Origin of the sequence: Streptomyces sp. NPDC001339, assembly GCF_042895955.1 — a bacterium.
Taxonomy (GTDB): Bacteria; Actinomycetota; Actinomycetes; order Streptomycetales; family Streptomycetaceae; genus Streptomyces.
The window spans coordinates 249,743-271,701 of sequence record NZ_JBIAWT010000009.1; the positions used below are offsets into that span (position 1 = coordinate 249,743).

Annotated in this window: 14 protein-coding genes and 1 pseudogene; 3 read left to right on the plus strand and 12 right to left on the minus strand. The window is 71.7% G+C overall.

The window, feature by feature from the left end; genetic code table 11:
- Nucleotides 1-162: 162 nt before the first annotated feature.
- Entirely contained in the window at nucleotides 163-999 is an 837-nt protein-coding gene (locus ACFY12_RS26670) for a DUF3097 domain-containing protein (RefSeq protein WP_390718428.1), read from the plus strand.
- Here ACFY12_RS26670 and ACFY12_RS26675 read toward each other — a convergent pair.
- The 5 genes from ACFY12_RS26675 to lepA form a co-directional block, all read right to left on the minus strand.
- The gene (locus tag ACFY12_RS26675; protein WP_390718526.1) at nucleotides 977-1,546 is read right to left on the minus strand and encodes a Uma2 family endonuclease; all 570 of its coding nucleotides are present in this window, start codon (nucleotides 1,544-1,546) and stop codon (nucleotides 977-979) included. The genes ACFY12_RS26670 and ACFY12_RS26675 overlap by 23 nt on opposite strands.
- Before the next feature lie 106 nt (nucleotides 1,547-1,652).
- On the minus strand, nucleotides 1,653-2,885 hold the full coding sequence (gene hemW, locus ACFY12_RS26680; RefSeq protein ID WP_390718429.1) for a radical SAM family heme chaperone HemW: 1,233 nt from the start codon (nucleotides 2,883-2,885) through the stop codon (nucleotides 1,653-1,655).
- Nucleotides 2,886-3,010: 125 nt separating this feature from the next.
- Nucleotides 3,011-5,374 carry a SpoIIE family protein phosphatase gene (locus ACFY12_RS26685; protein ID WP_390718430.1) on the minus strand — a complete coding sequence of 788 codons (2,364 nt, stop codon included), beginning with the start codon at nucleotides 5,372-5,374 and terminating at the stop codon, nucleotides 3,011-3,013.
- A 211-nt stretch (nucleotides 5,375-5,585) separates the two neighbouring features.
- Entirely contained in the window at nucleotides 5,586-7,475 is a 1,890-nt protein-coding gene (locus tag ACFY12_RS26690) for an AMP-dependent synthetase/ligase (protein ID WP_390718431.1), read from the minus strand.
- A 421-nt stretch (nucleotides 7,476-7,896) separates the two neighbouring features.
- Nucleotides 7,897-9,756, minus strand: coding sequence for a translation elongation factor 4 (lepA, locus tag ACFY12_RS26695; protein WP_390718432.1), 1,860 nt, complete (start codon nucleotides 9,754-9,756; stop codon nucleotides 7,897-7,899).
- A gap of 349 nt (nucleotides 9,757-10,105) precedes the next feature.
- On the opposite strand from lepA, the gene rpsT reads away from it, so the two are divergent.
- The gene (gene rpsT / locus ACFY12_RS26700) at nucleotides 10,106-10,372 is read left to right on the plus strand and encodes a 30S ribosomal protein S20 (RefSeq protein ID WP_362914367.1); all 267 of its coding nucleotides are present in this window, start codon (nucleotides 10,106-10,108) and stop codon (nucleotides 10,370-10,372) included.
- Between the two features lie 660 nt (nucleotides 10,373-11,032).
- Here rpsT and holA read toward each other — a convergent pair.
- The gene (holA, locus tag ACFY12_RS26705; RefSeq protein ID WP_390718433.1) at nucleotides 11,033-12,022 is read right to left on the minus strand and encodes a DNA polymerase III subunit delta; all 990 of its coding nucleotides are present in this window, start codon (nucleotides 12,020-12,022) and stop codon (nucleotides 11,033-11,035) included.
- Nucleotides 12,023-12,290: 268 nt separating this feature from the next.
- Between holA and ACFY12_RS26710 the strand changes: the two genes are divergently transcribed.
- On the plus strand, nucleotides 12,291-12,569 hold the full coding sequence (locus tag ACFY12_RS26710) for a hypothetical protein (protein WP_390718434.1): 279 nt from the start codon (nucleotides 12,291-12,293) through the stop codon (nucleotides 12,567-12,569).
- A 106-nt stretch (nucleotides 12,570-12,675) separates the two neighbouring features.
- Here ACFY12_RS26710 and ACFY12_RS26715 read toward each other — a convergent pair.
- From ACFY12_RS26715 to ACFY12_RS26740, 6 genes and pseudogenes are all read right to left on the minus strand, one after another.
- Nucleotides 12,676-15,492 (minus strand): annotated as a pseudogene (locus ACFY12_RS26715) (ComEC/Rec2 family competence protein); the annotation flags it as partial.
- Nucleotides 15,489-16,424, minus strand: coding sequence for a helix-hairpin-helix domain-containing protein (locus tag ACFY12_RS26720; RefSeq protein ID WP_390718435.1), 936 nt, complete (start codon nucleotides 16,422-16,424; stop codon nucleotides 15,489-15,491). The pseudogene ACFY12_RS26715 and the gene ACFY12_RS26720, both read right to left, overlap by 4 nt.
- Before the next feature lie 109 nt (nucleotides 16,425-16,533).
- Nucleotides 16,534-16,668, minus strand: coding sequence for a hypothetical protein (locus ACFY12_RS26725; RefSeq protein ID WP_390718436.1), 135 nt, complete (start codon nucleotides 16,666-16,668; stop codon nucleotides 16,534-16,536).
- Nucleotides 16,669-16,762: 94 nt separating this feature from the next.
- Nucleotides 16,763-17,608, minus strand: coding sequence for a DegV family protein (locus ACFY12_RS26730; RefSeq protein WP_390718437.1), 846 nt, complete (start codon nucleotides 17,606-17,608; stop codon nucleotides 16,763-16,765).
- Between the two features lie 207 nt (nucleotides 17,609-17,815).
- Nucleotides 17,816-18,715: a hypothetical protein gene (locus ACFY12_RS26735; RefSeq protein WP_390718438.1), complete on the minus strand. Its 900-nt coding sequence runs from the start codon at nucleotides 18,713-18,715 to the stop codon at nucleotides 17,816-17,818.
- 208 nt (nucleotides 18,716-18,923) lie between these two features.
- Nucleotides 18,924-21,815: a leucine--tRNA ligase gene (locus ACFY12_RS26740; RefSeq protein WP_390718439.1), complete on the minus strand. Its 2,892-nt coding sequence runs from the start codon at nucleotides 21,813-21,815 to the stop codon at nucleotides 18,924-18,926.
- Nucleotides 21,816-21,959 lie beyond the last annotated feature (144 nt).

Here is a 21,959-nt window from a genome sequence, read left to right on the forward strand (position 1 = left end):
CCCGCCGCCCTCTCCCGCCCGGCCCGCTGCCTTCTCACCGCCTGGCCTGGTGCCCTCTCCCGCCTGACCGTTGCCTTCTCGCCGCCTGACCTGCTGCCTTCTCTGCGCTTTCCCGCCGCCTTCGCTCCGCCGCGCCTCCGCGGCTGTCCTATCGTCTGGCGCATGCGCAGCAGACAGTACGGTCCCGACCTCACGCCTCCCTGGAAGAAGCAGCGGCCCGCACCCGAGGTGCCGGCCGATCCCGATCTGGTCGTCGAGGAGGTCACCAGCGGCTTCTGCGGTGCCGTGATCCGCTGTGAGAAGACCGCCGAGGGCCCGACGGTCACCCTGGAGGACCGCTTCGGCAAACACCGTGTCTTCCCGATGACGCCCCGCGGCTTCCTCCTGGAGGGCAAGGTGGTCACCCTCGTACGCCCTCAGCGACAGCAGGCGGCGCCGAGCGGCCCGGCCCGTACGGCGTCCGGCTCCCTCGCCGTCCCCGGCGCCCGCGCCCGGGTCGCGCGCGCCGGGCGCATTTACGTCGAGGGGCGGCACGACGCCGAACTGGTCGAGCGGGTCTGGGGCGACGACCTGCGCATCGAGGGCGTGGTGGTGGAGTACCTGGAGGGCATCGACGACCTGCCGGCGATCGTCCGCAGCTTCGCCCCCGGGCCGGACGCACGACTGGGGGTACTGGTGGACCACCTCGTCCCCGGCTCGAAGGAGTCCCGGATCGCGGCCGGGGTGACCGGTGAGCATGTGCTGGTCGTGGGCCACCCGTACATCGATGTGTGGGAGGCGGTGAAGCCGTCGTCGGTCGGCATTCCGGCCTGGCCGGCCGTACCGCGCGGGCAGGACTGGAAGACGGGGGTCTGCCGGGCGCTGGGCTGGCCGGAGAACACGGGGGCGGCGTGGCAGCGGATTCTGTCGGGCGTGCGGTCTTACAAGGACCTGGAGCCACAACTCCTGGGGCGGGTGGAGGAGTTGATTGATTTTGTTACGGTCGGCGGTGCCGGTTGATGGCGGGCAGGGTGCCGAACTGGGTGGTGTCGAGCTTGATGCCGAGGGCGTCGATACGGATCGGCTTACCGAACGGGACGGTGCGCTGGACCTCGTAGTCGGCGTCCTCCCCCGCCCCGTAGGGCTCCGTGAGGAGTACGCAGCGGGCATCGTGCGGGTCGATGACGAGGTACGCCGGGATGCCCCCGGCTGCGTAGACGGATCGCTTGAGGCCGTAGTCACGGTCGACGCTGCTTCCCGAGACCACCTCCAGCAGCATCGTCACATCCGACGCCGGCACGAGCCAGCCATCACCTTCGCATGCCCCGCGCTCCATCACGACGAGGTCGGGCCGCGGATAGCTCGGCTCACCGGCGATCGCGACGTGCTGGAGCTGAAGGCGCGCCCATTCGTCGCGCGGGAACTGATTCATCACTCTCGTGACGATCTTGTTGTGGACAATATCCGGGCCCCCGGACAGCACGATGCTCCGGCGCAGCAGCTCCGCCCGCACCCCCTCCGGCGGCTCGAACTGCTCGAAGTACTCCATGATCGCCTGGTCACGCACCGCGCCCAACCACCCAACTGTCCCCGCCTGCCGCTGTGTTGTCGACAGCCTAGAACGGCAGAAGGCGGTGAAGCGGGCTTCGCCGTGAGATCACCCCGCCGAGTGATCAGTCCACCAGGTCCCTGACCACCGCGTCAGCCAACAGCCTCCCCCGGAGCGTCAGCACGGCCCGCCCCTCCTCGTACGGACCGGCGTCCAGCAGACCGTCCGCCAGGGCCTTGCGGGATGCCGCGAGGCCGTCCGGGCGCAGCAGGGACAGGGAACAGCCCTCGCGCAGCCGCAGCTCCAGCAGGATGCGCTCCACACGGCGGTCCTCGTCGGCCAGGACCTCGCGGCCCGCGCCCGGCGACCGTCCGTCCCCCAGCGCCTGGGCGTAGGCGCCCGGGTGCTTCACGTTCCACCAGCGCACGCCGCCTATGTGGCTGTGGGCGCCGGGGCCGGCGCCCCACCAGTCGGCGCCGGTCCAGTACAGCTCGTTGTGGCGGCAGCGGGCGGCCTCGGTGGTGGCCCAGTTGGAGACCTCGTACCAGTGGAAACCGGCCGCTGACAGAGCCTCCTCGGCGATCAGATAGCGGTCGGCGTGCACATCGTCATCGGTCATCGGGACCTCGCCACGACGGATCCGGCGGGCCAGCTGGGTGCCCTCCTCGACGATCAGGGCGTACGCGGAGATGTGGTCGGGGCCGGCGCCGAGGGCGGCGTCGAGGGATGCCCGCCAGTCGTCGTCGGTCTCGCCGGGGGTGCCGTAGATCAGGTCGAGGTTGATGTGCCGGAAGCCGGCGGCGCGGGCCTCGGCGACGCAGGCCTCGGGGCGGCCCGGGGTGTGCGTACGGTCGAGGATCTTCAGGACGTGCTGCCGGGCGCTCTGCATACCGAAGGAGACGCGGTTGAAACCGCCGGCGAGCAGCTCCTCCAGGTAGGCCGGGCCGACGGACTCGGGGTTGGCCTCCGTGGTGATCTCGGCGCCGGGGGCGAGGCCGAATTCGTCGCGGATCGCGGCGAGCATGCGGCCCAGGTCCGCGGCGGGGAGGAGGGTCGGGGTGCCTCCGCCGACGAAGACCGTCTCTACGGGGCGCGGGTCGTCGCCCAGCACCTTGCGGGCCAGCCGGATCTCCTCGACAACGGTGTCGGCGTAGTTGTCGCGGGAGGCCAGGGCGCCGCCGGAGCCGCGCAGCTCGCTCGCGGTGTAGGTGTTGAAGTCGCAGTAGCCGCAGCGGGTCGCGCAGTACGGCACATGCAGATAGAAGCCGAGGGGCCGCCGGGCGGCCCCCACCAGCGCATGGCGGGGCAGCGCCCCGTCCTCGGGCATCGGCTCACCATCAGGCAGTGCGGAAGGCATGGGATCCATTGTCCGTCATGGGACCGACAACGTCCGTCAGAGGACCGGCGGCCTGGATTCCGGCCGGTGACGGCCTGGATTCCGGCCGGTGAGCACTGGTGGATGTCGCTTTCGCCGGTGGGCGGCTACGAGAGGCCGCCCGCCGCCTTGAGCACGAGAAGTGCCAGGTCGTCGTCGGGCGGGGCGGGGTCGAAGGCGTGGACGGCGGTGCGGAGGTGATCGGCGAGGGCCTTGGCGCTCAGGCCGACGCCTGCCGCGAGGGCCTTGGCCAGCCCGTCCTCGTCGTCGAAGAGCCGGCGGCCGGAGCGGCGCTCGGTGACCCCGTCGGTGACGCACAGCAGGGTCTCGCCGGGGCGGAGGTCGAACGATTCACTGACGTAGGCGGCGTCCTCGACCACCCCGAGCAGCACCTGAGGCGCCGCGACGACCCGGACCGCGCCGTCCGTACCCAGGACGAGCGGCAGCGGATGGCCGGCGCTGGCCAGGGTGCAGCGTGCGCCCCCGGAGCCGCCGGAGCCGCCGGGGTACGGGACGATTTCGCCGTAGAGGAGGGAGAGGAACCGGGCCTGCTCACTCTCCTCGCGGACCTCCACCGGGGCCTCCGCTCCCGCGCCGGCGGCCGCCATCGCCGCCGCGACCGCCGCGACCGAGTCCGCGGCCTGCCGGGCCATGGTCTTGTTGAGCCGGTCGAGGACCTCCGCGACGCCGAAGCCGCCTCGGGCCAGCAGCCGCAGCACCGGCCGGGCCAGCCCGGTCACCGCGGCCGCCTCGGGCCCGCTGCCGCAGACGTCGCCGAGCGCGAAGCACCAGCGGCCGTTCCCGGCGTCGAAGAGGTCCCAGAAGTCGCCGCCCGCCCAGGCGCCCTCGCGCGGCTCGTAGACCACCGCCGACTCCACGCCGGGCACCTTCGCCCTCCCCCGGGGCAGCAGCCGGCGCTGCAGGACCTGGCTGATCCGTTCCTGGCGGCGGTAGGCGCGGGCGGTGGCCACGGCGCGGGCGACCCGGCGGCCCAGGTCCTCGATCAGTCCGACCACCTCGTCGGGGAAGCGCGGCAGCCCGCCCCGGCCGAGCAGCAGCGTGCCGAGCCGACGGCCGCCGACGGCCAAGGGGCAGGCCAGCGCCGCGCCGCCCAGGTCACCGCAGCCCAGGTGCTCACCACCGGGGTCCGCACAGTCCAGGTGCTCACCGCGGGGGTCCGCGCAGTCCAGGTCGTCACAGCCGGGTTCGTGCGGCCATGGCCACGGGACCGCGACCGGTGCGCTGCCGGGCGCGGCATCGCCCGGCAGTTCCGGTGACTGCTTCTCCAGCGCCGCACGGAGGGAGTCGATCCGGCTCTCGCAGGTGTGCCAGACGCGGGCGAGCCGCTGCGCTCCCTGGCCGTCGGCCGCCTCCAGCCCCCGCCCGGACGCACCGCCATCGCCGTCGTGAAGCCACACCGCGCACCAGTCGGCGAGCCGGGGGACGATCAACTGGGCGGCGAGCGCGGCGACCTGATCGGCGTCGAGCTGACCGGAGAGCAGGTCGGAGGCCTCGGCGAGGAAGGAGAGGGCACCGTTGTCGACCCGGCCGGCGCCGGGCTCCGGGCGGGTGGGGCGGCGAGGTACGGGGGCGAGGAGTTCGGCGGCCCGCAGTTCGCGCTGGAGCAACCGGCCACCGGATGTCTGCTCCAGCCGCCCACCAGATGTGTGCTCCAGCCGGCCATCGGAGGTGTGCTCCAGCCGACCGTCGGAGGTGTGCTCCCACTGGTCGCCGTGGACGATCTCGATCTGGTCGTCGTAGGGAAGCTCGGGCTCCGGACGGGCGCCGGCGCCGGGGGCGTCCACGGGGAGCCGGAACCATACGGCCTTCATGGCGTGGCGGTAGGTGATGCCCCAGGATTCGGCGACGGCACTGATCAGCTGGAGCCCGCGGCCACCGCTTTCGGAGGCGGGGCCGTCGGCCGCGGCACCCTCCGCGCGGGCGCGGGCACGGATCGGCCGGGTCGGGTGGCGGTCGGAGACCTCGATGACCACGCCGGGCAGGGAATCCTGGCCGGGACCCGGGTCGAGTCCGAGGTCGAGGCCGGGGTCGAGGCCGGGGTCGGCGCTGTCGTACGGCTCGGCCGCGGGGGCGAGTCGGCAGCGCAGCTCGACGGTGGTGCCGGCGTACACCACCGCGTTGGTGACCAACTCGCTGACCAGCAGCACCGCTTCGTCCGCCAGGCGGTCGGTGAGACCCTCCGCGCCGGGCAGCCGCTGAGCGGTCCAGTCGGCGAAGGACTCGCGGACGAAGCGCCGCGCGGCGGCCGCGGCCTGCGGGTTCCCGGGAAGCCGGACCCACCGGGTGCGGGCGCGGGGGCCGGCAGGACCACCAAGGCCGCCAGGGCCACCAGGGCCGCCGGAATCACCTGACGTGCCGGAACCCTCCGGCGTCGGCGCGCACGCCGCCGTGCGCGCCCCCGTGACGCCGTCATCCCGTGGAGACGAAGTTGTCGTCGCAGTCGTTCTCATTGAGCAACTCCCGAACAGCTCCGCTACAGCGCCGGATGCGCCACCGACAGGGTGACAGAACGAGCGCACGCATAAGCACCGAGTCACGGAAGTGCGAGGTCGCGGCGTCCAATTCGGCTGACACACCGGGGGAGTTGGCCGGTGCGCGAAGGAGGCAGCAGTGCGGGGCGGACCGCATCGGTCCGCCCCGCCATCCCGGCACAGGCCGCCGCTACGCCTCCCGCGCCCCCGCGTACATCTCCTCCAGCAGGTCCTGGAACGCCCGCTCCACCACTGGCCGCTTGACCTTCAGGCTGGGGGTCACCTCGCCGTGCTCGATGTCCAGATCGCGCGGCAGCAACCGGAACTTACGGATCTGCTGCCAGCGCTGGAGGCCCTCGTTGACCCGCTCGACATAGCCGTCGATCAGCTCGCGGACCTGCTCCGTGGCGACCACCTCGGCGTACGACTTCCCCGCCAGGCCGTGCCCCTTCGCCCAGTCCATGATCGTCGGCTCGTCGAGGGCGATCAGCGCGGTGCAGAAGTTCCGGTTGGCGCCATGCACCAGCACATTGGAGACGAACGGGCAGACCGCCTTGAACTGCCCCTCCACCTCGGCGGGCGCGATGTACTTGCCGCCGGACGTTTTGATCAGGTCCTTCTTGCGGTCGGTGATCCGCAGATAGCCGTCGGGGGACAGCTCGCCGATGTCGCCGGTGTGGAACCAGCCGTCCTCCTCCAGCACCTCGGCGGTCCTGTCCGGCAGGCCGTGGTAGCCCTGCATGATGCCCGGGCCGCGCAGCAGGATCTCGCCGTCTTCGGCGATCCGGACCTCGGTGCCGGGCAGCGGCTTGCCCACCGTGCCGGTGCGGTACGCCTCGCCGGGGTTGACGAAGCTGGCGGCGCTGGACTCTGTCAGGCCGTAGCCCTCCAGGATGTGGATACCGGCGCCGGAGAAGAAGTAGCCGATCTCCGGGGCGAGCGCGGCCGAGCCGGAGACCGCGGCGCGCAGCCGGCCGCCGAAGGCCTCCCGGAGCTTGGCGTAGACGAGGGCGTCGGCGATCTTGTGCTTGGCGCCGAGCGCGAACGGCACCGAGGCGTTGCCGGTGCGCTGGAAGTTGCCCTGGGCCGCCTTGGCGTACTCGCGGGCCACCCCGGCCGCCCACTGGAAGATCTTGTACTTGACGGCGCCGCCCTCCCGGGCCTTGGCCGCAGCGCCGTTGTAGACCTTCTCGAAGATCCGGGGTACGGCCGCCATGTACGTGGGCTGGACGACCGGCAGATTCTCGATGATCTTGTCGACCCGGCCGTCGACGGCGATCACCTGGCCGGTCGCGATCTGCCCGGCCGTGAGCACCTTGCCGAAGACATGCGCCAGTGGCAGCCAGAGGTACTGCACATCCTCCTCGGTGATCAGCCCGGTCGCCTCGATCGCGCGGGCCATGTACGCCCAGCAGTCGTGCTGGAGCCGTACGCCCTTGGGGCGGCCGGTGGTCCCGGAGGTGTAGATCAGCGTCGCCAGTTGGTCAGCGCTCAGCCCGGCGATCCGCTCCTTGACGCACTCGGGGTGCTTCTCCAGATGAGCCGCGCCGCGCCGCTCCAGCTCCGCCAGCGAGAGCACCCACCCCTCGGGGTCGTCGGCCGCGGGCTCGGCGTCCGCCTCGTCGATGACGACGACATACGCCAGGTCGGTCAGCTCCGCGCGCCGCTCGCGGGCCTTGGCGAGCTGTCCGGCGTCCTCCGCGATCAGCACCCGGCTGCCGGAGTCGGCCAGGATGTACGCGGTCTCCTCGGCGTTGGTGCTGGGGTAGACCGTGGTGGTCGCAGCACCGGAGCAGAGCACACCGAGGTCGGTGAGGATCCATTCGACGCGGGTGTTGGAGGCCAGCGCCACCCGTTCCTCGGGCCGTACGCCCAGCGCGATCAGCCCGGCGGCCACGGCGTAGACCCGGTCGGCGGCCTGGGCCCAGCTGATCGCCTTCCAGGCGTCCGGGCCCCGACCGGAGGCCGACGGGACCGGATGACGGAAGGCCTCGATATCGGGCGTGGCCGCGACCCGCTCCAGGAAGAGGTGCGCCACCGAGGGCGGCCGGTTCTCGATCAGGGTGTAGGTGTCCGTCACGGCGTCCTCCGGGGCCCGCTTCGTTGCGTGGTGACTCGCGAGTAACCTTGAGCGTGATCAGAGTAGAGCGCCTCGCGTCGCCGCGTAAGGGGCTGCGACCCACTGGTTCTCGGTGTGACCGATGCGATAGGTGTACGTAGCACGCGCATCGCCCGATAACGTCGCGCCGCACCGGTCACCCTCACCAGACCACAGCCGGGCGCGCCGGTCGAGCCACTACGGAACGGCACGCTCCGCATTCATTCCGATGCACGCCGGTGAAGGCACGAAGGCATGAGGGTGCGAGGGGGGCGGGGGTACGCGGGTACGGGAGCATCGACGACGCCGGGGCGCCGGGCCCCCGTACGGGAGGATCCCGGCGCCCCGGCGCCCCGCAGCTTCCGCTTCTTCTGCCGCGGCTTCTTCTTGCTTCTTCTTCTCGTTACTTCTTCTTCTCGCCCTCGGAGTCCGAGGACAGCACCGCGATAAAGGCCTCCTGCGGGACCTCCACGCTGCCGACCATCTTCATCCGCTTCTTGCCTTCCTTCTGCTTCTCCAGCAGCTTCCGCTTACGGGAGATGTCACCGCCGTAGCACTTGGCGAGGACGTCCTTGCGGATGGCGCGGACCGTCTCACGGGCGATCACCCGGCTGCCGATGGCGGCCTGGATCGGCACCTCGAAGCTCTGCCGCGGAATCAGCTCGCGCAGCTTGGCGACCAGCCGCACACCGTAGGCGTACGCCTTGTCCTTGTGCGTGATCGCGGAGAACGCGTCGACCTTGTCGCCGTGCAGCAGGATGTCGACCTTGACCAGGTCGGCGGCCTGTTCACCGGTGGGCTCGTAGTCCAGCGAGGCGTAGCCGCGGGTCTTGGACTTGAGCTGGTCGAAGAAGTCGAAGACGACCTCGGCGAGCGGCAGGGTGTAGCGGATCTCGACGCGGTCCTCGGAGAGGTAGTCCATGCCGAGCAGATTGCCGCGGCGGTTCTGGCACAGCTCCATGATCGCGCCGATGAACTCGCTCGGCGCCAGGATCGTGGCCCGTACGACCGGCTCGTGCACCTTGTCGATCTTGCCGGTCGGGAACTCGCTCGGGTTGGTGACCTCGTGCTCGGCGCCGTCCTCCATGTCCACGCGGTAGATCACGTTGGGCGCGGTGGCGATCAGGTCGAGGCCGAACTCGCGCTCCAGGCGCTCCCGGATGACCTCCAGGTGCAGCAGGCCCAGGAAGCCCACGCGGAAGCCGAAGCCGAGCGCCGCGGAGGTCTCCGGCTCGTAGACCAGCGCGGCGTCGTTGAGCTGGAGCTTGTCGAGTGCGTCACGCAGCTCGGGGTAGTCGGAGCCGTCCAGCGGATACAGCCCCGAGAACACCATCGGCTTGGGGTCCTTGTAGCCGCCGAGCGGCTCCTCGGCGCCCTTGTTGAGCTGGGTGATCGTGTCACCGACCTTGGACTGCCGGACGTCCTTCACACCGGTGATCAGGTAGCCCACCTCGCCGACGGAGAGACCGTCGGCCGGCGTCATCTCGGGGGAGTTCGTCCCGATCTCCAACAGCTCGTGCGCGGCGCCGGTGGACATCATCTTGATGCGTTCGCGCTTGCTGAGCGTGCCGTCGACGACCTTCACGTACGTCACCACGCCGCGGTAGGCGTCGTAGACCGAGTCGAAGATCATCGCGCGGGCGGGGGCGTCCTTGACGCCGACCGGGGGCGGCACCTCCCGGACGACCTTGTCCAGCAGCTCGGGCACGCCGACGCCGGTCTTGGCGGAGACCTTCAGTACGTCCTCGGGGTCGCAGCCGACCAGGTTGGCCAGCTCGGCGGCGAACTTCTCGGGCTGTGCAGCCGGCAGGTCGATCTTGTTGAGGACCGGGATGATCGTGAGGTCGTGCTCCATCGCCAGGTAGAGGTTGGCGAGGGTCTGGGCCTCGATGCCCTGGGCGGCGTCGACGAGGAGGATGCAGCCCTCGCACGCGGCGAGCGAGCGGGAGACCTCGTAGGTGAAGTCGACGTGACCAGGGGTGTCGATCATGTTGAGGATGTGGGTCGTCCCACTGTCCTCGCTCGGCGCCCAGGGCAGCCGGACCGCCTGGGACTTGATCGTGATGCCGCGCTCGCGCTCGATGTCCATGCGGTCGAGGTACTGCGCGCGCATCTGCCGCTGCTCGACGACACCGGTCAGCTGGAGCATCCGGTCGGCGAGCGTCGACTTGCCGTGGTCGATGTGCGCGATGATGCAAAAGTTACGGAGGAGAGCCGGGTCGGTACGGCTCGGTTCCGGCACGTTCGTAGGGGTCGCGGGCACGCAGGGTCCATTCAGTGAACGCGGGTAGGCGGGACTCGGGTATCTGACGTCTTCCCCCATGGTCCCATGAGCGGCGGAGTCGGTTCGGATTGGGCGGTGCGGACCGGGTGGACGGCAGTACGGAGCGGGCCGGCCGGCGGGACGAGCGGGTGGACGGTGGACGGTGGACGGTGGTGCGGACCGGGTGGGCGGCCGTACGGAGCGGGCGAGCCGGCCGGCGGCCCGTACTGGTGACCTCGGGCCGGTTTGGGGCGCCGTAGACCCTGCTGGTAGCCTGGTCCACTGCGCTTCGTGCCCTCTCTCGTACGAGGCGCGCTAGAAACTCCAACGAACCTGAAAAGGCTCTTTCGTGGCGAACATCAAGTCCCAGATGAAGCGGATCAAGACCAACGAGAAGGCTCGTCAGCGCAACAAGGCTGTCAAGTCGGCTCTGAAGACCTCGATCCGTCGTACCCGTGAGGCCATCGAGGCCGGCGACCTGCAGAAGGCCACCGTTGCCCAGGCCGAGGCGGCCAAGAAGCTCGACAAGGCCGTCAGCAAGGGTGTCATCCACAAGAACGCCGCCGCCAACAAGAAGTCGGCGCTGGCCAAGAAGGTCGACGCCCTCAAGGGCTGAACCTTCCCCCGGGAGAAGCTCACGGCCGCTTCCGGCCGCTGACCTCCTCCCCTCGCAGCATCTGCTGCTGCAACTGCAAGACCTCTGCCGACAGGGATCCAGCGGCCCCTCTCACCGCTCCCGGTCGGTGCACCACCGCGCCGCACACGGCCTGCGTTCGCCACGCGGGTGCGGCGCACCCGGCTCACCGGCGGCTCGTACCGCCGACCGAGTCAGCATCACTTGATGCGAAGGCCCCGCCTCGCCCCTTCCCCAGGGGCCTGCGGGGCCTTTTGCATGGGTTCGATGGCGGGTCCGGGTCCGGGTCCGGATCTGGATCTGGGTCCGTGTCTGGTCCGGGGGCGGGTCTGGTCCGGGGGCGCGTCCGGTCCGGGGGGGGGGCGGCAACGTGCGGCCCGGGGCGGCACGTCCAGTCCGGGGGCGGCACCCGCGATTGCCCCCCGAAAGCCATGGGCGCCTTGCCTCGAAGACCCACGGGTGCTGTGCCACAGAAACTTATGGGCGCCGCGCTCCCGGGGGAAAGCCCTGGGGAAGGCGCCGCCGGTTACCCGAAGGCGCAGGCCTGACGCTGCCCTGGCAACGGGCCCGCTGCGACCGCCCGCCCTACCGGGAAAGAACTACCGTCCCGCCGGGAAAGAACCACCGCCCTGCCGGGAAGAACTACCGCGACGCGGACCTCGCCGCCCGCGCCACGGTCACCACGGCTTTCTCCAACGCGTACCCCGGATCGTCACCGCCGCCCTTCACCCCCGCATCGGCCTCCGCCACCGCGCGCAGCGCCGTGGCCACGCCGTCCGCCGACCAGCCGCGCATCTGCTGCCGCACCCGGTCGATCTTCCAGGGCGGCATGCCCAGATCGCGGGCAAGGTCGCCGGGGCGGGCGCCGCGCGGGGCGGAGGCCAGCTTGCCGATGGCACGGACGCCCTGGGCGAGCGCGCTGGTGATCATGACGGGGGCGACGCCGGTCGCGAGCGCCCAGCGCAGCGCCTCAAGGGCCTCGGCGGCCCGGCCTTCGACAGCCCGGTCCGCGACGGTGAAGCTCGATGCCTCGGCCCGGCCCGTGTAGTAGCGGGCGACGACGTTCTCGTCGATCGTGCCCTCGACATCGGCGGCCAGCTGCGAACACGCCGACGCCAGCTCACGCAGATCGCTGCCGACCGCGTCGACCAGCGACTGGCAGGCTTCCGGTGTCGCCGAACGCCCGGCCGCCCGGAACTCGCCCCGGACGAATGCCAGCCGGTCGGCCGGTTTGGTCATCTTGGGGCAGGCAACTTCCCGCGCACCGGCTTTACGGGCGGCGTCCAGCAGCCCCTTCCCCTTGGCACCGCCGACATGCAGCAGTACAAGCGTGATCTCCTCGGCGGGCGAGCCGAGATAGGCCTTGACGTCCTTGACGGTGTCTGCGGACAGGTCCTGGGCGGCCCGCACCACCACGACCTTGCGCTCGGCGAAGAGTGAGGGGCTGGTCAGCTCGGCGAGGGTGCCGGGCTGCAGCTGATCGGGGGTGAGGTCACGTACATCGGTGTCCGCGTCGGCTGCCCGGGCAGCCGCCACCACCTGCTGCACCGCGCGCTCCAGCAGCAGTTCTTCCTGGCCCACCGCGATCGTGACGGGGGCGAGGGGGTCGTCATGAGCTGTCTTCCTGGCCATCGCGAACCAGCATCCCACGCGCCACTGACAACACCGCCCGCCCACTCCCCCGATGAGGCCCAGCTCAATCGGAACGACCAGCTCGACCAGAACGCCGGCCCCGGACGACTCTCCGGGCAACGGCCCGGTACTGCTCTCCGGGCATCGGCCACGGACGGCTCCGGGCAACAGCCCCGTACGGCTTCTCCGGGCAACGGGTCCGGACAACTCCGTTCAGCTGCCCGCCCCGCCCGACAACCGCACAGTCCCTCTGCCGGACAATGGCCCGGTGAACGACGACGCCACCCAGCCCGCGCGCCACAGCCGCCACACCCGCCACGTACTGGTCCTGCCCGACCGCGACGCCGCCGAAGAGGTGGCAGAGGCCCTGGCCGAACGCTTCGGTCTCGCCGAGGAGCCCGAGCTCGTACGGGACGCCCTGGCCGGCGAGGACGACGCCGAGGACGCCCAGTGGCTGGTGGTGGTCGAGGACCCGGACGCCATCCACGACCCGGAGCGCCTGGACACCCTCGCCGCGGAGTACGACGGCTGGCGCGAGGCCGAGTGACGGCAAGGTGACGGCCCCGCCGTCTCCGGGGAATTCGTCCACCGGGCATGCGTCCGCCGCGCATTCTTCTGCCGAGCGAACGTCCCCGGGACCGGCGGCCGCCGACGGCCGCGGAGAGCCTGCCGGACGTGCCCAGGACCGCGAGGGCTCCGTCGGTATCCGTACGCAGCACCCGTGCGCCCAGGGCGTGCAGCGCCGCGATGGTCCGGGGCGCCGGATGGCCGTACGGATTGCCGGTGCCACAGGAGATCAGCGCCAGGCGCGGCGCCAGCCGCCGTATCAGCACCGGGTCCTGGTACGCGGATCCGTGGTGCGCCACCTTCAGCACATCGACGGCGGGCAGCTCCGGATGCGCTATCAACAACGCCTGCTGGGAGGGTGGTTCGAGATCGCCGAGCAGCAGCAGGTTCAGCCCGCCGGTACGGACGAGCAGGGTGACGCTGGCGTCGTTAGGGCCCTCGACGGCGCCGGAGCCGTACGCCCCGGGCACAGCCGACGCCGACGGGAGTGTGGCGGACGAGGCAGACGGCGAAGGCGACGAAGGTCGGGCAGGCGAGGGCAAAGGGGCCGGTGGCCAGAGGACTTCCCAGCTGAGGGGGCCCAGTCGGCGCCGCTCCCCCGGCACGGCGCGGATGACCGGGATCCGGGCAGCCGCGGACGTGGCACGTACGAACTCGGCCTGCCCCGGCGGGTCCTCCAGCGTCGTGGTCTCGATCGCACCGACCGACCGGCCGCGCAGCGCACCCGGGAGGCCGTCCACGTGATCGGCGTGAAAGTGGGTGAGGATCAAGAGCGGAATGCGGCGGATGCCGAGGTCGGTGAGGCAGCGGTCGATCGCATGGGGCTCGGGGCCGGTGTCCACCACCAGCGCGGTACCGTCCCCGGCCGCCAGCACCAGGCCGTCGCCCTGCCCCACGTCGCAGACCACGGCACGCCACCCGGGCGGCGGCCAGCCCGTGATCACGCGGGTGAACGGGGCCGGCCGGCACACCGCGAGGATCACCGCCAGCGCGCAGAGCGCACACAGCCAGGGACGCCGCAGCACCCGGCGGGCGACCGGCACCACGGCCGCGATGACGACCGCCAGTACCAACCCGCCGACCCAGCCACCGGGCCAGCCGAACTCCGCTCCGGGCAGTGCCGCCCCCGTACGGGCGACGCCGGCGATCCACTCGGCCGGCCAGCCCGCGCACCACGCCAGCCCCCGGGCGACCGGCAGGGCGACCGGAGCAGTGGCCAAGGCCGCGAACCCGAGCACCGTCGCCGGTCCCACGGCCAGTTCGGCCAGCAGATTACAGGGCACGGCGACCAGGCCCACACGTGCGGCGAGTACGGCGACGACCGGCGCACAGACCGCCTGGGCGGCGGCTGCGGCGGCGATCACCTCGGCGAGCCGCGGTGGCACCCGCCGCCGCTGCAGGGCCGCGCTCCAGCGCGGTGCGAGCAGCAGCAGCGCGCCGGTGGCCAGAACGGAGAGCAGGAAGCCGTAACTACGGGCGAGCCAGGGGTCGTAGAGGACCAGCAGCAGCACCGCGCCGGCCAGCGCGGGGAGCAGCGAGCGGCGGCGGCCGGTGCCGATCGCCAGCAGCGTGATCAGGCCGCAGGCGGCAGCCCGCAGCACGCTCGGGTCCGGGCGGCAGACGACCACGAACGCGAGCGCCAGCGCGCCGCCGAGGACGGCCGTGCCGCGCAGCGACAGCCCCAGGCGCGGCGCCAGCCCTCGGCGCTCGGCCCGGGTGGCAAGGTGCGCCGGGCCGATCAGCAGAGCGAGCACAATCGTCAAATTGCTGCCGGAGACGGCGAGCAGATGCGTCAGGTCGGTGACATGGAACGCATCGTCCAGGTCCGGCGACACCCGCGAGGTGTCCCCCACGACCAGGCCGGGCAACAGGGCCCGGGCATCCGGCTCCAGCCCCTCGGTGGCGTCCCGGAGCCCGCCGCGCAGCCTTCCCGCCAGCCGCTGCAGCGTGCCGGGTGGACGGACCGTGACCGGCGGCGCCGCGGCGCTCACCCGCAGCACGGCGGCGACCTGGTCGCCGGTCGACGACAGCGGCGGGACGGCGCGGGCCACAACACGGACGCGGGTCGACGGCAGCAGCCCGCGCCAGCCTGACGCCGCCCCGGGCGGATGCCCGACGCCGCCCTCGTCATCCTCTCCCCGCTCCCTCTGTCGCACCCCTCCCTTCCCCGGCGCCTCTCCCCTCCGCCGCACACCTGCCTTTCCTGGCACCTCTCCCCTCTGCGGCACGACGACCAGCACGGGCGTCCGCACGGCCGTGACCTCACCGTTGGGCGCTGTGACCCGGACGGCGTCGGCCGCGAACACCACTGCCGGAGGCGTTCGTTGGGAGCCGTGTACCCGTGGCCGGGTCAGCCGCGGATCGCCCGTCACCTCCAACTCCACCGTGACCCGTGCGAACCGCTCCGCCAGGGCGGGCAGCGGCCCTCGCCGGCCATCCGCCGCATGCAGTGCCGCGGACGCAGCCCCCGCCGTACCGCACAGCAGCGCTCCGGCCAGGGCGACACAGGCTCCAGCGGACCACAGACGTGGCGCACGGGGGCGGTGGAACCCCCTTGTCCACCGGCCGCCGCTGCCCGGCCCGAGTCGGCCTCCTGCCGGCTCCGGGCCAGGCGGCTCGTCCTCCCCCGCCTCACTCTCCGCCCGGCGCCGGACCACAGCCAAACGCAGTGCGAACGCCGCGAGGACGACCGCCACCCCGCAGGCCGCCGCCACCCCACCATCGGGTGCGCCCAGGGCGAGCGCCGCAGCTGCCCAGGCCGCCAGGGCCGGCACGACCAGGCGCAGATCCACCGGGTCGTCCTGCTGTGGCTCCGAGGCGCCGTGCGGCGAGATCGCCGTGGCGTGGACGGGCGGGCGAGCGCTACGAAGACGAGGGCCGTGCGGGCTGTGGATCCCGGTCATGGCTGCACCAGGGGGCGCAGCTCGGCGAAGCGGCGATCACCGATGCCGGTCACCTGGCGGAGCTGGTCCACCGAGGTGAACCCGCCGTGCTGCGTGCGGAATTCGATGATGTGGCGGGCCAGGACGGGGCCCACCCCCGGGAGGACGTCCAGCTGCTGCTCGGTTGCCGTACTGAGGCTCACCGGCCCACCGGGTCCGCCTGCGGAACCAAGCGCCCCGCTTCCAGCACCGCCCAGACCCATGCCCCCGGAGTCGGCACCGCCCCCGTCCGCGCCCCCCGCCCCGGCGCCCACTGCACCGGCCACACCGACGACGATCTGTTCGCCGTCGGTCAGCAGCCGCGCCCGGTTCAGCCCACGGGTGTTCGCCCCGTTCAGCACACCGCCCGCGGCCCGTAGGGCATCGAACACCCTCGACCCCGGCGGCATCCGGTGAATACCCGGGTGGCGGACCTTTCCGGTGACATCGACGACCAGTTGTCGCCCCGCGCCGCCCGACGGGCCGCCGGCCGTCCCGGCGGAGGACGCCACCGATGCCGTCGAGGGCGGCAGCAGTGACTCCCGCTCGCCCGGTCCGGAGCCGACGCCGGGGCCAGGGCCGGACGCCGCGGCCCGTTGCACCCCCGGGGCGCGTACCGGTTCAGGCCGCCCGGCCCAGAAGTGCTGCACGGCGAAGCCCACGGCGACCACCAGCACCAGGGCCAGCGCGGCCAGCGCCTTGGGGTCGGTACCGCACCGTAACTGCACCCAGAGCGGCAGACGTTCGCGTACCGCAAGCCACACCCGCTCCCCACGGCGGGGACCTGGTGGATCGTGTCCAGGGGGCGGCGACTCCCCCACCGCGGCCGCCCCGGCCGCACCGAAGACGGCCGCGATCCGGGCCCGTACCCGCTCGCGCTCCCCCTCCCGCCGTTCCGCCGCACGGGACGGCACCGACAGCCCCGACGAACCGGAGGGAAGGGAGGGATCAGACGGAGACGAAGAGGGAGGTGGGGGTGGGGGTGGGGGTGGCGGGGCCACGGCAACCGATGAAGCTGATGAGTCAGACGACACCGCGGCGGACGAAGCCGAGGGAGCCGACGAAGCCGAGGGAGCCAGTGCGGCCGTGACAGGCGTGAAGACCGGGGAATCCGACGGAGCGGATCGAAGTGAGTTCATAGCGACTGACGGTAAGCACGTCGCGTGGATCTCGCTGAGCAGCCTCAATTTCCGTGGATAACAGCCAAGTTGTGGATAACTTCGTCACCCACAGGTGACTCTTGCCGTCCCACTCACCGCGGCGACACCACAGCCGCCAGCAGCCCCGGCCCGGTGTGTGCGCCGATGACCGCGCCGACCTCGCTCACATGCAACTCGTTCAGCCCTGGTACCCGCTCCCGGAGCCGCTGGGCCAGCGCCTCCGCGCGCTCCGCCGCAGCAAGGTGGTGCACCGCGATATCGACCTGGTCCTCGCCCGCCCGCTCTACGGCGATCTCCTCCAGCCGCGCGATGGCCCTGGACGCCGTACGGACCTTCTCCAGCAGTTCGATCCGCCCGTCGGCCAGTTGCAGCAGCGGCTTGACGGCGAGGGCGGAGCCGAGCAGGGCCTGGGCCGCGCCGATGCGGCCGCCGCGCCGCAGATAGTCGAGAGTGTCGACGTAGAAGTAGGCGGCGGTGCCGGCCGCACGCTTCTCCGCGGCGGCCACGGCTTCGTCCGCGCTCCCGCCGGCCTCCGCCGTCTCCGCCGCGGCGAGAGCGCAGAAGCCGAGCGCCATCGCGACCATGCCGGTGTCCACGACGTGTACCGGGACCGGCGCCTCCTTGGCAGCCATCACCGCCGCGTCGTACGTACCGGAGAACTCCGAGGAAAGGTGCAGCGAGACGATGGCGTCGGCACCAGCCGCCGCGGCCGCGCGGTAGGTGCCCGCGAACATGCCGGGGCTGGGTCGGGAGGTCGTCACGGGACGGCGCTTCTGGAGTGCCTGGGCGACGGATCTCGCGGAGATCTCGGTGCCCTCTTCCAGGGCCTGGTCCCCCAGGACGACGGTCAGCGGCACAGCCGTGATGTGGTGGCGTTCGAGGGCCGTCCGCGGCAAGTAGGCCGTGGAATCGGTGACGATCGCGACATGGCGGGACATGACGTGGAGATTATCCGGGGATCGGGACGCCGCACAGTGCGGGCCGCTACCCAAGATCTTCCAGGTTTCGCCAAGGCTCTGCCAAGAGCCCACAGGACGATGTTGTCACCGCTCCCGGCGGCCGGCAAAGGGCATAAGACGCCACCTTGCCGCTCCTGCCTCTCGGGGCCCCGCCCCGCCCCCACCCACCGCCTCCACCGCTCAGGTTCACTCCAGGTTGTGTGTCTTCGTCTCCCGTCGGTTCGTCTCCCGTTGGTTCGTCTCTCGTCGGTTCGTCTCCGTCGCCGGGGACTTCTGCCAGGGGTACGTCGGCCGGGTACGGGGGTCACGGGCGGTGAGAGCCGGCGGGGCTTCGGGGGACGGGCCCCAGGAGTATCCGCGGTCGGCGGGATCCGACGCCGCCGCATCCGCCGCGGTATCCGTTGGCGCGCCCCGACGAGCGTCAGCGGACGAAGGGGCAGCCGAGGGGCCGGAAGAGGGGCCGGCGGCAGGGCCGCCCGCGCCAGCCGTGCGTGAGCGGTCGTCCGGCAGCGGCTCGGCCAACGGATCCGGGGCACCGGCCTCCCATGTCCAGTGGCGCAGCGCACCCGTCTCCACATCGATCTGGTCGCTGAGCGCCGCCAGGTCATCGTCCGCGAACTTGCGGGCCCGGTCGCGGGCGGCCCAGCGCAGCGACTCGGCGGAGTGGGTGATCCGCTCCATGCGCTCCCGGAGCTCGGGGAGGCGGGCGGTGATGGTGGGCCGGTCGGGCTCCCGTTCCAGGCGCTTGAGTTCGTCGTCGAGCTCATGGCCATGCGCACTCAGCCGCTCGAAGAGGCCGATCGCCTCGCCAAGGGAGGGGTCGTCCTTGGCCCCGCCGTGCAAGACGTCCTGGGTGGCGCGCATCGACGTGCGGAGCGACAGCCGCAGCTCGGCCAGTTCGCCGACCACACCGGGCTGGGCGAACTGCCGGGCCCGGAGGGTGGTGTCCTCGACGCTCCGGCGGGCCTGGGCGACCGTGCGGTCCACGCCGCGCTTGGCCGCCTGCACCGCCTTGACGGTGACGAACACCCCGGCCACGACGAACAGCACAAAGAGCAGTCCGACGATGGCGACGGCGGCTTCCATGGGCTCTCCCCAGACATGTCGGCGGCGCCGGTTTCCCACCCGCGCCCGGTATCTCCACGGTAAACGGCGCGGGCAGGTTGCGGGTTCCTGACGAACCCCCAACCTGCCCGTAGGGGAAATCCCCTATAGCCGTGCTCACGGCGGTTCGCACGTCCGCGACCGTTGCCGTGGGAACGGCCTTGCCGTGGATCGTGCGAGGTCCGGAGAGCTACGCCGGCACGATGTTCACCAGCTTCGGCGCCCGGACGATCACCTTCCGGATGCCCGCACCGTCCAGCGCCGCGACCACGGCCGGCTCGGCCAGTGCCGCCGCCTCCAGGTCCGCCTCGGAAATCGACGGGGCGACCTCCAGACGGGCCTTGACCTTGCCCTTGATCTGGACGACGCAGGTCACCGTCTCGTCCACGACGTACGCCGGGTCGGCGACCGGGAAGTCGGCGTACACCACGGAGTCGGTATGGCCCAGCTTGCGCCACAGCTCCTCGGCGATGTGCGGGGCCAGCGGGGCGATCAGCAGCACCAGCCGCTCGGCGACCGTGCGCGGAACCGGTCCGCCCGCCTTGGTCAGGTGGTTGTTCAGCTCGGTCACCTTGGCGATGGCGGTGTTGAAGCGCAGGTTCGCCATGTCCGTGCTCACGCCGTCGATGGCCTTGTGCAGGGCGCGCAGGGTGGCCTCGTCCGGCTCGGCGTCGACAACGGTGACCTCGCCGGTCGCCTCGTCCACCACATTGCGCCACAGGCGCTGCAGCAGGCGGTACTGGCCCACGACGGCCCGGGTGTCCCACGGACGCGACACGTCCAGCGGGCCCATCGCCATCTCGTACAGGCGCAGGGTGTCCGCACCGTACTCGACGCAGATCTCATCCGGCGTGACGGCGTTCCGCAGGGACTTGCCCATCTTGCCCAGCAGCCGGGAGACCTTGCCGCCCTCGTAGTAGAAGACGCCGCCGTCGTGCTCCTCGACCTCCGCCGCCGGGACGGCGACACCGCGGGTGTCCCGGTAGACGTACGCCTGGATCATGCCCTGGTTGTACAGCTTGTGGAACGGCTCGGAGGACGAGATGTGCCCCAGGTCGTGCAGCATCTTGGACCAGAAACGGGCGTACAGCAGGTGCAGTACGGCGTGCTCGGCGCCGCCCACGTACAGGTCGACACCACCGTGCGGCTGGCCCTCGCGCGGCCCCATCCAGTACTGCTCGACGGCCGGGTCGACCAGCGCGTCGTCGTTGTGCGGGTCCAGGTAGCGCAGCTCGTACCAGCACGAACCCGCCCAGTTGGGCATGGTGTTGGTCTCGCGGCGGAAGCGGCGCGGGCCCTTGCCGTCGCCCAGGTCCAGCTCGACGTTCACCCAGTCCTCGTTACGGGACAGCGGGGTCTCCGGCCGGGTGTCGGCGTCGTCCGGGTCGAAGGTGCGCGGGGAGTAGTCCTCGACCTCGGGCAGCTCCAGCGGGAGCATCGATTCGGGCAGCGGGTGCGCCACACCGTCCTCGTCGTAGACGATCGGGAACGGCTCGCCCCAGTAGCGCTGCCGGCTGAACAGCCAGTCGCGCAGGCGGAAGTTGACGGTGCCCTCGCCGATGCCCTGGGCGGCCAGCCATTCGGTGGCCTTCGCCTTGGCCTCCGTGATGCCCAGGCCGTCCAGCGAGATCGAGGTGTCCGACGAGTTGATGATCTTCGCGTCGTACGAGGAGAAGGCGTCGTCCCAGGTGGACGGGTCGGTGCCGCGGCCGTCGGTCGGCTCGACGACGCAGCGCAGCGGCAGCTCGAAGGCGCGCGCGAAGGCGAAGTCCCGGCTGTCGTGCGCGGGGACGGCCATGATCGCGCCGGTGCCATAGCCCATCAGGACGTAGTCGGCGATGAAGACCGGGATCTGCCGGCCGCTGACCGGGTTGGTGGCGTAGACGCCGGTGAAGACGCCGGTCTTGTCCTTGGCCTCGGCCTGCCGCTCGACGTCCGACTTGGACGCGGCCTGCTTGCGGTACGCGGCGACGGCGTCGGCCGGGGTGGCGTGGCCACCGGTCCACACCTCGTGGGTGCCCTCGGGCCAGGCGTCCGGGACGAGGGAGCCGACGCCGCTGCCGTTCTCGGCGCCGGCGATCAGCGGGTGCTCGGGCGCCAGCACCACGTAGGTCGCGCCGAACAGGGTGTCCTGGCGGGTGGTGAAGACCGTGATCTTGCCGGAGTCACCGACGGGGAAGTCGACGCGGGCGCCCTCGGAGCGGCCGATCCAGTTGCGCTGCTGCAGCTTGATGGCCTCCGGCCAGTCCAGCTCGTCCAGGTCGCGCAGCAGCCGGTCGGCGTAGGCGGTGATGCGCATGTTCCACTGGCGCAGCTTGGACTTGAAGACCGGGTAGTTGCCGCGCTCGGAGCGGCCTTCGGCGGTGACCTCTTCGTTGGCCAGGACGGTGCCCAGGCCGGGACACCAGTTGACCGGCGCGTCCGAGGCGTACGCCAGGCGGTACTCCCCCAGGATGTCGGCGCGCTCGCGGGCGGTCAGCTCGCTCCAGGGGCGGCCGTCGGGCGTCTGCCGGGTACCGGACTCGAACTGGGCGACCAGGGTGTCGATCGGGCGGGCCGCGTCCGCCTCCGGGTCGTACCAGGAGTTGAAGATCTGCAGGAAGATCCACTGGGTCCACTTGTAGTACGCCGGGTCGATCGTCTCGATCGAGCGGCGCTGGTCGTGGCCCAGGCCCAGGCGGCGCAGCTGGCGCCGCATGTTGACGATGTTGGCCTCGGTGGAGACGCGGGGGTGGGTGCCGGTCTGGACGGCGTACTGCTCGGCGGGCAGGCCGAAGGCGTCGAAGCCCAGGGTGTGCAGGACGTTGTGGCCCGTCATGCGCTGGTGGCGGGCGTAGACGTCAGTGGCGATGAAGCCCAGCGGGTGGCCGACGTGCAGGCCCGCGCCCGACGGGTAGGGGAACATGTCCATGATGAACTTCTTGGGGCGCGCCACCTGCTCCGGATCGCCACCGGGGTTGGGGGCCTCGTAGGTCCCGCGCTCCTCCCAGAAGTCCTGCCAGCGCGCCTCGATGTCGGCGGCCAGGGCAGCCGTATAGCGGTGCGGCGCTGCCGCGGCGGCAGCGGTAGTCGTCTCGCTCATCGTCCTCAAAGCTCCATCGATCGTCTCTGCCTGCGGAAAAACGCCTTGTTCCCGGCACCGCCGGAAACAAAAAGACCCCTCGCACAGGAGGGGGCGCCGCGCCGATTCCGACGGGCTCTGTCATCCGTCGGTACTGATCAGCGC